The sequence below is a fragment of the Kitasatospora sp. NPDC059408 genome (genome assembly GCF_042751525.1).
Classification (GTDB): Bacteria; Actinomycetota; Actinomycetes; order Streptomycetales; family Streptomycetaceae; genus Kitasatospora.
The window spans coordinates 37968-52401 of the sequence record NZ_JBHYWI010000063.1 but is presented as its reverse complement, the minus strand read 5'-3'; the positions used below and the strand labels follow the sequence as shown (position 1 = coordinate 52401).

10 protein-coding genes are annotated in these 14434 nt (G+C 74.1%); 8 read left to right on the top strand and 2 right to left on the bottom strand.

Features of this window, described 5'->3' with window-relative positions; all coding sequences use genetic code 11:
• Positions 1-448: 448 nt before the first annotated feature.
• From ACFXDE_RS32190 to ACFXDE_RS32155, 8 genes are all read left to right on the top strand, one after another.
• Complete coding sequence (locus tag ACFXDE_RS32190) at positions 449-1354, top strand: aKG-HExxH-type peptide beta-hydroxylase (protein ID WP_380498118.1); 906 nt, start codon at positions 449-451, stop codon at positions 1352-1354.
• A 239-nt stretch (positions 1355-1593) separates the two neighbouring features.
• The gene (gene fxsA / locus ACFXDE_RS32185) at positions 1594-1779 is read left to right on the top strand and encodes an FxSxx-COOH cyclophane-containing RiPP peptide (RefSeq protein WP_359962476.1); all 186 of its coding nucleotides are present in this window, start codon (positions 1594-1596) and stop codon (positions 1777-1779) included.
• Positions 1780-1813: 34 nt separating this feature from the next.
• Complete coding sequence (locus ACFXDE_RS32180) at positions 1814-4192, top strand: FxsB family cyclophane-forming radical SAM/SPASM peptide maturase (protein WP_380498117.1); 2379 nt, start codon at positions 1814-1816, stop codon at positions 4190-4192.
• Between the two features lie 152 nt (positions 4193-4344).
• Positions 4345-5067 carry an aminoglycoside N(3)-acetyltransferase gene (locus ACFXDE_RS32175; protein ID WP_380498116.1) on the top strand — a complete coding sequence of 241 codons (723 nt, stop codon included), beginning with the start codon at positions 4345-4347 and terminating at the stop codon, positions 5065-5067.
• 186 nt (positions 5068-5253) lie between these two features.
• Complete coding sequence (locus tag ACFXDE_RS32170; RefSeq protein WP_380498115.1) at positions 5254-5877, top strand: hypothetical protein; 624 nt, start codon at positions 5254-5256, stop codon at positions 5875-5877.
• A gap of 137 nt (positions 5878-6014) precedes the next feature.
• Positions 6015-7370 carry a TIR-like protein FxsC gene (locus tag ACFXDE_RS32165; RefSeq protein ID WP_380439930.1) on the top strand — a complete coding sequence of 452 codons (1356 nt, stop codon included), beginning with the start codon at positions 6015-6017 and terminating at the stop codon, positions 7368-7370.
• Positions 7367-11374: an FxSxx-COOH system tetratricopeptide repeat protein gene (fxsT, locus tag ACFXDE_RS32160; RefSeq protein WP_380498114.1), complete on the top strand. Its 4008-nt coding sequence runs from the start codon at positions 7367-7369 to the stop codon at positions 11372-11374. Before ACFXDE_RS32165 ends, fxsT begins: the two co-directional genes overlap by 4 nt.
• A 55-nt stretch (positions 11375-11429) precedes the next feature.
• A complete protein-coding gene (locus ACFXDE_RS32155; protein WP_380498113.1) occupies positions 11430-12392 on the top strand; it encodes a 2-hydroxyacid dehydrogenase in 963 nt (320 codons plus the stop codon).
• 21 nt (positions 12393-12413) lie between these two features.
• On the opposite strand, the gene ACFXDE_RS32150 is transcribed toward ACFXDE_RS32155, so the two are convergent.
• Entirely contained in the window at positions 12414-13268 is an 855-nt protein-coding gene (locus ACFXDE_RS32150; protein ID WP_380440056.1) for an alpha/beta fold hydrolase, read from the bottom strand.
• Positions 13269-13312: 44 nt separating this feature from the next.
• On the bottom strand, positions 13313-14281 hold the full coding sequence (locus ACFXDE_RS32145; protein ID WP_380498112.1) for a DUF4231 domain-containing protein: 969 nt from the start codon (positions 14279-14281) through the stop codon (positions 13313-13315).
• Between the last annotated feature and the right edge of the window lie 153 nt (positions 14282-14434).

Genomic DNA, 14434 nt, shown 5'->3' with positions numbered 1-14434 from the left:
CTCTGTGGGTGGGGTGTTCTCACCGTTGGCAGTCTGAAAATCACCCGTCACGCCCCTCTCCGCGGCCACCCCCTCCGCCACCCCCTCCCGCAGCCCGACCCTCTCGCCTGTGGGGGGAGGGGGAAGGGGGGTGGTTGAGGGGGGTGCGTTCGTGCGGCGGGGAGGGATGGGGGTAAGGAGGTGAGGGGGTGGGGGTGCTTCGGCCGTTTGGGTTATGTGCGGCTGTTGGCGGCGTTTCCCGTCTGCCAGGGGGTGAGACTGCCGCCGGGTGGTATCGGACTGGGAGGACGTTGCGGTGACGGGTACGGGTGAGGCTGTGGCGGTCGGGGTGCCGGGCGCGCGGGGGGCGGACGGGTTGCCCCGGCACGGGGTGGACCGCGCGACGTTTCGGGCGATCGCGGGTGGGCGGGGAGGGGCGGGGGCTGTTCGGCTCCTGCGTGCGGGGCAGTTGAGCAAGCGGGCTCTGCTGCTGGTGGCGCTGCGTCGGGCGGCCCCGGAGGACGACGGGTACCACGCGGCGTACGCCGAGGTGCGCGCGCTGCAGCGGGCGGACCGGGTGCGGTGGGAAGAGGTGCTGCTGCGACCGGAGTTGGACGCCTGGGCGGCCGACTGCCTGCGCGGCCTGGCGGCTGGTGAGGATGTGCAGTTGGGTGGGCTGGGTGAGTTCGTGCGGCTCGGTGCCGGGCGTCCGCTGGCTCTGGAGTGCGACGGGCTGCGCTGGGCTCCGGTGATCGACCACGTCGGGCCGCACCGGGTGGACTACGGGCGGCCGCCGGCCGGGCCCCTGACGCCTTCCGAACTGGCTGTGTGGGAGGTGAGGTTGGCGGATGCATGGGGGATTCTGGTGCGGCGGCACCGGTGGCACGCGGAGGCTGTTGCCGCTTGTGTCACCACGATCGTCCCGCTCCGGCCGGCTCCCGGCGGGGAGGCGGTGAGCGCGGCCGCCCGGCGCGCGTACGGCGCGGTGGCGGCTTCGCTGCCGGACGATCCGGTGCTGCTGGCGCTGGCCCTGGTGCACGAGTTCCTGCACGTCCAACTCGGCGCGCTGCTCGACCTCGTGCCGCTCCACCGGCCCAACGGCGCCGCCGTCTACCACGCTCCCTGGCGGCCCGACCTGCGCCCGGTCGGCGCGCTGCTGCAGGGGACGTACGCGCACCTGGGGGTGGCCGACTTCTGGCGGACCGAGGCCGCCTCGGGGGCCGGCCGGGAGCGTGCGGAGCGGGAGTGCGAGCGCTGGCGGGCGCACACGCTCTCGGCGGGTGAGACACTTTTGGCGAGCGGCGAACTCACCGACTACGGTCTGGAGTTCACGGCGGAAGTGGTGCGGTCCGTCCGCGAACCGGGTGGGGGATGACCGGTCGATTCGAACGGCGGCTCGAAGAATCCCGCTTCGGCGCGCGCCACGGCGAAGTGCGCGACCGCCGAACGGGTGAATTCTCGGCGTCCCACGCGCCACCGCACGGTGTCGGGCCGTTGCGGACACCAACGCGAAACCGCAAGGTGCCGCGCTGGTGCCTCGCGGGCACTACATTGGTCGCAACCGGGTGGCTTACCCACCCTCGGCAGGTCGTAACCGCGCCTAAGGAAACGAATATGACACCGGTAACCAGCATCAGGCCGGCCGGCAACCTGACTGACCCTCAGGAGACGCCGGAGCGCCCCTCCCTCGCCGATCTGGCCGCGCTGGGCGCGGAAGAGCTCGCCGAGAGCCTGCGGCGCGCACTCCCCGGCGCGGAATCCGGCCTCGTGCCGGTCGCGGCCTTCAACTCCTCGATCTGACCGGCGGGCCGAGACCGACCCTTCGAGTCAGACCATGACGACGCGAATTCCCCTGACGCAATTCGTGGTCAAGATGCACAGCCGGTGCGATCTCGCCTGCGACCACTGCTACGTCTACGAGCACGCCGACAGCAGCTGGCGCACCCGGCCGAAAACCGTCGGTGACGAGATCCTGGCCAAGGCCGCCGAACGCATCGGCGAGCACGCGGCCGCCCACCGGCTGCCCGCCGTCCGGGTCGTCCTGCACGGGGGAGAACCCCTGCTCGCCGGCCCGGACCGGCTGCGCCGCGCCGCCGAGGAGCTCCGGGCGGCGCTCCCGCCCGGCTGCGCCCTCGACCTGCGCATCCACACCAACGGCGTGCTGCTGAGCCGCGCCTTCTGCGAGCTGTTCGCCGAACTGGGCGTCCGCGTCGGCATCTCGCTCGACGGGGACCGCGCGGCCAACGACCGCCACCGGCGCTTCGCCGACGGGCGCAGCAGCCACCCGCAGGTCCTGCGGGCCGTCGCGCTGCTGCGCGAGCCCGCGTACCGGCACCTGTTCGCCGGACTGCTGTGCACGATCGACGTCGAGAACGATCCGGTCGCGGTCTACCGGGCCCTGGTCGAACTCCAGCCACCCGCCGTCGACTTCCTGCTCCCGCACGCCACCTGGGACGACCCGCCGAAACGTCCCTCCACGCTCGGGCCGACCCCGTACGCCGACTGGCTGCTCGCCGTCCACGAGCTGTGGGAGGCGGACCGGCGGCCGTTCGCCGTGCGGACCTTCGAGTCCGTCCACCGGACGCGGCGCGGCTTCTCCAGTCTCACCGAGTCGCTCGGCCTGGAGCCCTCCGACCTCGCGGTGCTGGAGACGGACGGTACCTTCGAGCAGGCCGACAGCCTGAAGACCGCGTACGACGGCGCCCCCGCCACCGGGCTGAACGTCTTCGAGCACACCCTCGACGACCTCGCCGGGCACCCCGGCGTCGCCGCCCGCCAGTCCGGTCTCGCCGGCCTCTGCGGCACCTGCCGCACCTGCCCCGTCGTCCGGAGCTGCGGAGGCGGTCTGTACGCCCACCGCTATCGGAGCGACGATGGGGGAGGCGGCTTCGACAACCCCTCCGTCTACTGCGGGGACCTCATGGCGCTCATCAACGGCGTGGCGGCGTACGGCGGTGCGGTGGCCGTCCCTGCCCAGAACGCCGCCCCGGTCGTGCCGGCCGCGCTCGCCGACCACCAGCTCGACGAGCTCGCCCGGGGCTACGGGAGCGCGGACACCGTCCACGCCCTCGGCCGCTCCCAACTCGCCCTCACCCGGGCGATGCTGGCCGCCGCCTGGGACGCCTCCGGACAGGGGCGGGCCGAGGCGTGGTCACTGCTGGCCGCGCTGGACGTCGCCGCCCCCGCCGCCGTCGACGCCGTCCTCGCCCACCCGTACGCGCGCGCCTGGGCCGCCCGGCGGCTCGCCGGGGACCTCGGCACCGGGCTCGGGCCGCTGGCCGCGCTCGCCGCGGCCGCCGCGGTGCGGGCCGCCCGGGGCGACGCGGTGGCCGTGCCGGTGCGCGGCGGGTGGCTGCACCTGCCGACGCTCGGGCGCCTCGCCCTCCCGGACGGGGAGGCCGTCGTGACGGGCACGGCGGACGGCCTCTCCGTCCGCGCCTGCGACGGGACCGTCCGCACCCTGCTGGACGAGCCGCTGCGGCGGGTCCGGCTGGCGGGCGGGTGGACGGTCGCGCTGGAGGACGTCGACCCGCTGCGCGACAGCCACGCCCACGCGGTGTCGGCCCGCCTGTCGGGCGGTGAACTCCTCGACTGGACGGGTGCGTTGCGCGAGTCCTGGGAACTGCTCGGGCGGGACCTGCCCGGGTACGCGGAGGGCATCCGGGCCGGCCTCACGACGGTGACCCCGTTGCGGCCGGGCCCCGCGGGCCGGGACGTCAGCTCGGCGGCCCGGCAGGCCTTCGGCGCGGTGGGCATCGCCCGCCCGGCGACGGCGCCGACGCTCGCCCTCCTGCTGGCCCACGAGTTCCAGCACGTGAAGTTGGGCGCGGTGCTCGACCTCACGGACCTGTACGACCGAGGCGACGACACGCTGTACTTCGCGCCCTGGCGGCCCGACCCCCGGCCGCTGGAGGGCCTGCTCCAGGGAACGTACGCCCACCTGGCGGTCACGGAGTACTGGGGCACCCGCACGCTCGCCTACGACGGGCTGCCGGGCGAGGCCGCGGACCGGGCCCGGCGCGAGTTCGCGCTGTGGCGGCGGTACACCGCGGAAGCCGTCGAGCGGCTGGCCGGTTCGGGCGCGCTGACCGCGCTCGGATTGCGCTTCGCCGACGGCATGCGTGCCACCGTGGCCCCCTGGCTGGCCGTACCGCTGCCCGCGGCGGCCGAACGGGCGGCCGATCGGGCCCGGCGGGAACACGCCGCGGTCTGACCACCATCCACCCGCCCCGGGGCTCCCTCACCCGGGGCCCATGATCCCGGGGTACCGTCATCCTCACCGAATCCCGCGCCGGCAGCGTCGCCGCCGCACCACTCGCCCTGCTCGCCCGTGAATTCACCGAAATCGGAGTCCGCGCGGGTGCGGTGCTCCACGTCCAGGCGTCCCTGCGCGCGCTCGGCCCGGTGCCCGGCGGCGCGACGACGGTGGTCGAGGCCCTGCTCGAAGCCCTGCGGGACGAGGAGGGGGAAGGAACCCTCGTCGCCTACACGGCGACCCCGGAGAACTCGGCCACCTCCCGGATCCACCGGGCCGAGACCGCCGGGCTCTCTCCGGAGCGCCGGGCCGAGCACCTCGACCGGATGCTCCCGTTCGATCCGGCCAGTACGCCGTGCTCGCCGACCATGGGGACGCTCTCGGAGACGATCCGCACGCATCGGCGTGCCCGGCGCAGCGACCACCCCCAGACGTCCTGGGCGGCCGTCGGCAAGCACGCCCGGGCGATCACCGCGCACCACCCGCTCACCTCCCACCTCGGCCCCGACTCCCCGCTGGGCCGCCTCTACGACCTCGACGCCCAGGTCCTGATGATCGGCGTCCCGATCGCCCGCTTCACCGGCTTCCACCTCGCCGACCTGCGGATGCCCGACGTCCCCCAGCGCGAGTACCGCTGCGTCGGCCCGGACGGCTGGACCACCTTCAAGGCCCCGGACCTCGACGACCTCCACTTCGCCGACCTGGGAGCCCGGGTCCTCGCCGCCTCCACCACCCTCACCACCCGCCGCATCGGCACCGCCCACTGCCGCCTGATCTCCCTCCGGGAGGCCGTCGACCTGGCCGAACACGTCCTGCGCCGATCCCGGTCCTGAGCCGTCCGACTGTCGCCAACGGCACACGGGCTCGCCCGCCGTTCCGGGCGGGCCCGCGCGTAGGATCCGCGCAGGTGTTCGTTGTGCGAAGGGTTCGACGTGGGTGTCAAGCGGGCTGCTGTGGTCGGCGGGGTCGTGCTGGCCCTGGCCGGGCTTGCCGGGTGCGGGAGCGGTGACGAACCGGCCATGAGTGCCGGGACGGTGCTGGAGCAGGGGCACAAGCAGTTCGCCCGGGCCGCGTCGGTGAAGATCACCGGGAGCGAGAGCGACTCGGGGCAGAAGATGACCTTCGCCGTGTCGGCCGCGGCCGGCGGGGACTGCACGGGGTCGTTCGACTTCGGGGACCAAGGGAAGGCCGAGCTGCTGCGCAGCGGCGGGCAGACGCTGTTCAAGGAGGACGAGCGGCTGCTGGCCAGGCTCGGCGGGGACAAGGCGGTGGCGGCCGGAAAGGACCACTGGCTGCGGATCAAGGACGGGGACGACCTGCAGACCGTCACCACGTTCTGCGACCTCAAGAGCACGCCCGTCTTCGGGGACGGCGACTGGTACAAGGACGTCGCGTCCGAGGGGACCGCGACCGTGGACGGGCGGAAGGCCGCCGGGATCCTCGCGACCTCGTCCAAGGACGGATCGTTCGAGGGGTACGTCGCCACGGACGGGCCCGCGCGGCCCCTCCGGGTCGAGTCGCCGCACGTGGGCGGGAGTTCGGACGGTACCACGATGGACTTCTCGGACTACGACGCCCCCGTCACCGTCAGCCTCCCGCCCGCTGATCGGATCATCGATCTGGACTCCCTCAAGCAGAGCTGACCAGCACGTCGTTTCGGTCATGTCAATTCGTGCGAGTCGTTGTGCTATTCCATTGGGGTGCCAGTCGTTCCTACACTGAAGCCCCGCGCACGGGGGCTGCGGGGAACAGGTTGCCGGCGGGCCCGGGGGAGGCGCGTGTGAACGACCGGGGCTGGGACGAGGACGACGCCAGGCCGTACTTCTTCCTCTCCTACGCCCACACCCCGAGGTCGGGCGCGCGCGGTGCCGGGGATCCGAACCACTGGGTGCGCCAGCTGTACCGGGACCTGTGCGAGGCGGTGCTCCAACTGACCACCGTGCCCGCCGGGGTGCCGGTGGGGTTCATGGACGAGTCCATGCACCAGGGCGAGTTGTGGGCGGAGCGGCTGTCGGAGGAACTGGCCAACTGCCGGGTGTTCGTGCCGCTGTACTCGCCGCGGTACTTCAACAGCGTTCCGTGCGGCCAGGAGTGGCACGCCTTCACCCGGCGGCCGGTCTATCCGGCGAACCTCGATTCCGAGCGCACCAGCGGGATCGTGCCGGTCTTATGGGCGCCGATGAGCCGCTACAAACTGCCCAAGGTGGCCGGCGACCTCCAGTTCAACCACACGAGCTTCGGGCCGGACTACGCCACCGAGGGCCTGTACGCGCTGATGAAGCTCACCTACTTCCGCGCCGCCTACGAGCTGGCCGTGCACCGGCTGGCCGCGCGGATCGTGCAGGTCGCCGAGGAGACGGTGATCCCGGTCGGGCGGCGGCTGGACTTCAACTCCCTGCCCAGCGCGTTCAACGTCACCGCGCCCACCAAGCAGCTCCGGATCTCCGTCCTCTCCTACCACCAGGGCGAGTTGCCCGAGGACCGCAGCCCCGACTACTACGGCGCCAAGCGCACCGACTGGCACCCCTACCGCCCCTCCGGCTCCCCGATCGCCCAGCACGCGGTGCGCCTCGCGCGGCAGTTGGGCTTCCAGCCGACCGTGCACGAGTTCGACGACGAGGCCGAGGCGATCATCGGCGGCGAGGCCGCCGCACCCGGCCTGCTCCTGCTGGACCGCTGGGCGCTGTGCGACGAGCGCCGCCGCGAGCTGGTCCGGCGCTTCGACCGCTCGGACGCCACCTGGGTGGGCGTCCTGGAGCCGTGGAACATGGACGACCCGGAGTGCCAGGAACGCGAGGGCGAGCTCGGCGAACTGAGCGACCGCACGCTGCGGATCACCCGCCGGGCCAGCCGCCCGAGCTTCCTCGGCGCGACCGGCACCGCCGGGCTCACCAGCCTCGACGACTTCGACGACGCGCTGCCCCGGGCCGCGATGAAGGCCAAGTACGCCTTCGAGAGCCGCACCCGGGCCGAGCCGGACGACCCCCCGGCGCCGCGGCCCAACCTGCGGGACGCGTTCCGGCGCGAACCCGACCCCTTCGGACCTGGCCCCACCGACCGCGACGACCACCCAGACCGCGACGACACCGACGACGACCCCGGCTACGGGACGGCGCCCGTGGGAGGACCCAGATGAGTGACAACACCACCAGGAACCTCCGCCTCGGGGGGCTCACCGCCGCCGACCTGGCCGCGCAGCGCGAGGCCCGCGGCCGGGCGCAGGAACAGGACCGCGGCGGGCGGATCATCACGTTCTACTCGTACAAGGGCGGCACCGGCCGCACCATGGCGCTCGCCAACACGGCCTGGATCCTGGCCGCCAACGGCTACCGCGTGCTCACCGTCGACTGGGACCTGGAGGCGCCCGGTCTGGCCAAGTTCTTCCACCCCTTCCTCGACCCGGCCTCCCTCGCCGGCACCACCGGCATGATGGACCTGATCGCCGAGTACCGGGAGGAGGCGCTGCGCCCGGTCGAGCACGCCGAGGGCTGGCACCTCGACTTCGCCCGCGTCCACCCGCACGCCCTGTCGCTGTCCTGGCCGCTGTTCCCGCGCGGCGGCAGCCTCGACTTCCTCTCCGCCGGCCAGTTCAACCGGGACTACTCGGAGGCCGTCACCCACCTCGACTGGGACATCTTCTACGACCGGTTCGACGGCGGGCAGTTCTTCGACGCCCTCAAGGCCGACATGGCCAAGCGCTACGACTACGTCCTGATCGACTCCCGCACCGGCCTGTCCGACATCGCCGAGATCTGCACCGTGCAGATGCCCGACGACCTCGTCGTCTGCTTCACCCTCAGCGACCAGTCGATCGACGGCGCCTCCCGGATCGCCCAGCACATCCACGACCGCTACCGCGAGCGCGGCATCCGCATCCTGCCCGTCCCGATGCGCATCGACGAGGGCGAGAAGGAGAAGGCGGACGCCGGCCGCGCCCTCGCCCGGGTGCGCTTCGACGGGCTGCCGGCCGGCCTGGGCGGCGAGGAACTCGCCCAGTACTGGGGCTCGGTGGAGATCCCGTACCGGCCGTTCTACGCCTACGAGGAGATCCTCGCGACCTTCGGCGACCAGCCCGGCACGCCCACCTCGATGCTCGCCGCGTGCGAGCGGCTGACCTCCGTCATCACCGAGGGCCGGGTCACCAACCTGCCGGCGGTGGACGAGGAGGTGCGGCTGCGCTACGTCGACGCGTTCACCCGCCGCCGCCCCTCCGTGCCCGCCGACCTCTACCTGTCGTACGTGCCCGAGGACCGGATGTGGGCGGACTGGATCGAGTCCGTCCTCACCCGGGCCGGCTTCCGGGTGCTGCCGCGGGACCTCAGCGCCGGCACCGACCCGCGCGAGGAGACCGAGCGTGGCATCGACGCCGCCTACCGGACGGTCGCCGTGCTCTCGCCCGCCTACCAGCGCTCCCCGCAGGCCCGGGCCCTGTGGGAGTCCGTGGTCAGCTCCGACCCGTCCGGGACGCGCCGCCAGCTCGTGCCCGTCCGGGTCGGCGACGTGCGGCTCACCGCGCCGTTCAGCAACCGCAACCCGGTCGACCTGGTGGGCCGCGACGAGGCGCAGTCCGTCCAGACGCTGCTGCGCGCGCTCGGCCGCGGCGAGGCCGCCCTGCCGGAGGGCAACGGCGGCGGGCCGCGCTTCCCCGGCAGCAAGCCCGCCGTGTGGGACGTCCCGCCGCGCAACCCGTCCTTCACCGGCCGCGCCGCCGTCCTGGAGCAGCTGCGCAACCAGCTGCGCGGCGGCATGGCGGCCGTCCTGCCCACCCCGCAGACGCTGTACGGGCTCGGCGGCGTCGGCAAGACCCAGGTCGCCCTGGAGTACGCGCACCGGTTCATGTCCGACTACGACCTGGTGTGGTGGATCGACGCCGAGCAGACCGAGCTCGTCGCCCCCGCCCTCGCCGAGCTGGCCCGGCGCCTGGGCCTGCGCGTCGGCGACTCCGTCACCGAGGCCGCCGAGGCCGCCCGGGAGGCACTGCGCCTGGGCCGGCCCACCGCGCGCTGGCTGCTGATCTTCGACAACGCCGACGAGCCGTCCGAGATCCGCCGCTTCTTCCCCGGCGGCTCCGGCCACATCCTGGTGACCTCCCGCAACCAGGCCTGGACCGGGCACGCCGAGGCCCTGGAGGTCGACGTCTTCACCCGCGGCGAGAGCGTCGAGCACCTGTGCCGGCGCGCCCGCGGCCTGTCCCGGGCGGACGCCGACCGGGTCGCCGAGGCCGTCGGCGACCTGCCGCTCGCCGTCGAGGTCGCCGCCGCGTGGCTGGACACCACCGGCACCCCGGTCGAGACGTACGTCACCCAGCTGCACGCCGAGGCCGCCCGCGCGCTGGCCGTCGCCCGGCCCGCCGACTACCCGACCCCGGTCGGCGCCACCTGGAACGTCTCCATCGGCCGGCTGCGCCAGCAGTCCCCGGCCGCCGTGCGGCTGCTCCAGCTGTGCGCGTTCTTCGCGCCCGAGCCGATCTCGATGAACCTCTTCTACAGCGACCAGATGATCCGGGCGCTGGTGAAGTACGACGCCGACCTCAGCGACAAGTTCATGCTGGGCAAGGTCATCCAGGCCATCGGCCGCTACGCGCTCGCCAAGGTCGACGCCGGCAGCAACAGCTTCCAGGTGCACCGGCTCGTCCAGGCCGTGATCCGGGCCGAGATGACCGAAGAGGAGCAGGAGGTCGCCGTCCACGAGGTGCACCGCATCCTCACCGGCGCCCGGCCCGTCCTCGGCGACACCGACGACCCCGCCAACTGGCCCGCCTTCGACGAGATCTGGCCGCACCTGTCGCCCTCCAAGGCGCACAACTGCGACGAGGCCGACACCCGCCAGCTGCTCATCGACCGCGTCCGCTACCTGTGGAAGCGCGGCGAGCTCGACCGCGCCCGCGACCTCGGCCACGCCCTGGACACCGAGTGGACCCGCAAGCTCGGCGAGGGCGACCGGCAGACCCTCCTCCTGCGCTTCCAGCTCGCCAACGTCCTGCGCTCCCAGGGCAACTACGCCGAGGCCCTGGCCCTCGACGAGGACACCCTGGAGCGCCAGCGCGGCCTGCTCGGCGAGCACCACGCCTACACCCTGATGACGGCCGGCTCGCTCGGCGCCGACCGCCGGGCCCTCGGCCGGTTCCAGGCCGCCCTCGAACTCGACCGCGAGATCCTCTCCCAGTTCCGCGAGCTGTTCGGCGACGACCACCCGCGCACCCTCGCCATGGCCAACAACCTGGCGATCGACTACCGGCTCGTCGGCGAGAGCGAACTCGCCCGCGAACTCGACCAGGAGACCCTCGACCGGCGCACCGCCGTCCTCGGCCCCAAGCACCCCTACACCCTCTCCACCAAGTCCAACCTCGCCCGCGACCTGCGCGAACTCGGCGACTACCAGGGCTCGGTGGAACTCCTCCAGGAGGTCACCGCCGACCTCGGCGACGTCCTCGACCCCGACCTGCCGGAGAACCTGCGCAACGCCAAGTCGCTGGCCGTCTCGCTGCGCCGGATCGGCCAGCTCGCCGAGGCCCGCCGGATCACCAAGGAGACCTACGAGCGCTACCTGGAGCGCTACGGCGCCGACGCCCCCGACGCGCTCGCCTGCGCGCTCAACCTGGCCGCCGACCACAGCGCCTCCGGCGACAAGGAGACCGCGCGGGACCTGTGCGCGACCGTGTTCGAGGGCCACCGGCGGCTGTTCGGCGACGAGCACCCGTTCACCCTGGCCTGCGCCAACAACCTCGGCATCTACCTGCGCGGCAGCGGCGACGTCCCGGGCGCCATCGAGCGCGGCCGGGCCACCGTCGACGGGCTCACCCGCTCCGTCGGGCCGGACCACCCGTACACCCTCAACGCGATGATCAACCTGGCCAACGCGTACGGCGACGACGGGCAGACCCAGCGCGCCGAGGAGCTGGGCCGCGCCGCCTACGAGGGCCTGTGCGCCCGCTACACCCCCCGGCACCCGGACGCCGTCGCCTGCGAGGCCAACCTGGCGATCACCCTGCGAGCGGCCGCGCGGCACGGCCAGGCGGCGGAACTGCGGGCCCGCTCGATCGCCGAGCTGATCCGGCAGTTCGGCGAGGAGCACCCCAACACGGTGTCGGCGCGCGGCTGGAAGCGGATCAACCGGGACCTGGAACCGCAGCCGGTGTGACGCGTCGGGAAACGTTCGCAGGGACGTTCAGGGGGGCGGGGTACGCTCCGGAGCCATGACTACCCCGCCCCCGGTCCTGGTCACCCGCCGCCTCGCGCCCGGGGTGATCGAACGGCTCACCGCGCACCACGCCGCCACCTGCCACGACTCCGACCGCTCGATGCCCCGGCCGGAGCTGCTGGCCGCCCTGCCCGGCCGCCGGGCCGTCCTCACCACCCTGGACGACCGGGTGGACGCCGAGTTCCTCGACGCCGCCGGGCCGCAGCTGCGGATCGTCGCCAACCACGCCGTCGGCTACCACAACGTCGACGTGGCGGCCTGTGCCGAACGGGGGGTGCTCGTCACCAACACCCCCGGCGTGCTCACCACCGCCACCGCCGACATGGCCTGGGCGCTGCTGCTCGCCGCCACCCGCCGGCTCGGCGAGGGCGAACGGCTGCTGCGCTCCGGGCAGCCGTGGGTGTGGGCGCCGAACTTCCTGCTCGGCATGGAGCTGTCCGGCACCCCGCTCGGCATCCTCGGCATGGGCCGGATCGGGCAGGCCGTCGCCCGGCGGGCGCGCGGCTTCGACATGCCCGTGAGCTACCACAACCGGAGCGAACTGCCGCCGGAGCGGGCCGAGGGCGCGCGGTGGAAGCCGCTGGACGAGCTGCTCGCGACGTCCACGGTGCTGGTCGTCACCTGCCCGCTCGGTGCGGCCACCCGGCACCTGCTGGACGCCCGGCGGCTGGCGCGACTGCCGCGCGGGGCCGTCGTGGTGAGCATGACGGCGGGCGTGGTCGACGAGGAGGCGCTCGCGGCCGCCCTGGAGTCCGGCGCGCTGTTCGCCGCGGCCGTCGACAACTTCGAGCACGAGCCCGCGGTGCCGTCCGCCCTGCTCGCCCAGGAGCGCGCCGTGCTGGCCCCGCACCTCGGCAGCGCCACCGTGGCCACCCGTCAGGCGATGGGCGGGCTGGCCGTGGACAACGTCCTGGCGGTGCTGGCCGGGGACGAGCCGCTGACGCCCGTGAAGGCCTGATGCCGGTGAAGGTCTGACGCCCTAGCCGGCGGCCCAGGCCAGGGCGGTGGTCAGCACCCGGAAGGCGCCGAAGTGCGCGGCGCCGGGCTCCAGGAAGAGCTCGGCGCCCGGGATGTGGTCGGCCAGCCAGCGGGAGTGCTCGACCGGCGAGAACTGGTCGTCCGCGCCGTGCCACAGCCAGGTCGGCACCGCGATGTCCTCGCACTTGAAACCCCAGTCGGCGGTGAACGCCAGCACGTCGTCGATCCAGCCGTCCGCGCCGTGCCGGAACGCCTCCCGGTAGTTGCTCTGCAGCATCCGCCGCAGCCCGCTGTCGGCCACCACCATCCGGTCGGCGGGCGACAGTTCGGGCCGCAGGCCCTTCAGCAGCCGGACCGGGTCGTCCTTGATCTGGCGGGAGCGGAACTCCATCGTGTCCGCGATCCGGTCGTGGCCGCGCTCCGCCTCCCGGTAGGCGCGGACGTTCGACGGGGTCATCCCCGCGTACCAGTCCAGGCCGGTCGCGTTGCGCGGCGCGAGCCCCACCAGCACCGCCACCCGGCTCACCCGCTCCGGCAGCAGCGCCGCGCAGGCCAGCGCGTGCGGGCCGCCGCCGGAGCGGCCCAGCACCGCGAAGGCCTCCAGGCCGAGGTCGTCCGCGATGGTCCGCACGTCGGCCGCCGCCGCGCTCACCCGCCGCCCGACCTGCCGGGTCGAATCGCCGTACCCGGGCCGGTCGTAGGAGATCAGGCGCACCCCCAGCCGGTACAGCACGGTGCTGCGCGGGTGCGGGCCGACCCGGCTGCCCGGCATGCCGTGCAGCAGGAACACCGGACGGCCGCGCGGATCGCCCAGGGACTCCACGGCGAGTGCGCGTCCGCCCGGGGCCTTGACCATTCGTAACGCCACGCGCCTGCCTCCTGAGTGTCACCGGTGGGGGGTCACCGGTCGGTGGTGGTGCGGATCTCCCGGCGGGCCTGCCAGGTGGTGTGCTCCCGGGACACCGCGTCCTCGGCGTCCCGGGCCAGCCGGGCCCAGATCTCCTCGGCGTCCGCCGACTCCAGCTCCAGCGCCGCCAGTTGGCGCCGGATCTGGTCCAGCTCGTCGGCCGCGAGGCCGTACGCCGCGGCCAGCGGACGGTACTGGCGCAGCTGCGCCCACGCGGCGACGGACGCGGCCACCGCCGAGACCGTGCCCAGCGCGTCGTAGGTGAACGCGCCGAGCGCCCGCAGCACCGCGAGCACCAGCCCGAGGGCGGGCAGCACCACGCCGAGCACACCGGTCCAGAAGCCCGCCCGGGCGCAGTACCGGGACTTCGAGCGGTACCACGCGTGCTGCACCTCGATCCGCTCGCGCAGGTACACCTCGCGGCGGACGGCCAGCGGCTGCGCGCGCAGGTCGCGCATCGCGTCGGTGATCCCGGCGGGCCCGGCGAGCGGTTCCCCGCCCGGTTCCGCGCCCTGCTCCCCGCCCGGCGGCGACCCGACCGCCGGGCCGCCGCGGAAGGCGCCCAGCACCCGGCCGAGCTGGAAGCGGTACAGGCCCTCGGCGTCCGGCAGGGCGCGCGGCGGCGGCTGGTAGGCGTCGGCCCGCACGGCGAACTTCCAGGCGAGCGTCTTCACCGACTCCGCGGCGGCCCGGCCCTCGTACCAGAGGCCCTGCGGGTTCTGCCGGCCGATCACCACGGCGAACCCGATCGCGCCGAGGTAGGCGACGGCGGCCGGCCAGGCCCACGCCTCGCCGTCGGCCGAGCCGGTCGCGGCGGCGACGAGGAGCAGGACCAGCTCCCACGCGGAGAGCACCACCGAGCGGTGCTGCCCGTGCAGCGAGGCGGAGTCGGCGGCCCAGAAGAGGTCGGGCAGGAGGTCCCGCTCCCGCACCCACCCGGTACGCCCCGCACCAGACGCCATGTTCGGCCCCCACCCGTCGCTCCGGTCGCACCCCTTCCCTGCCCCGGCGGGCTCCCCGGTACGCCTGCCGCCCGGCCGTCCGGCCCGCAATGGCCGGGAACCCCCGGTGGTTGTCCGGCGGGCGGCCCGGGGCCCGGCGGGAGCGGCCCGGGG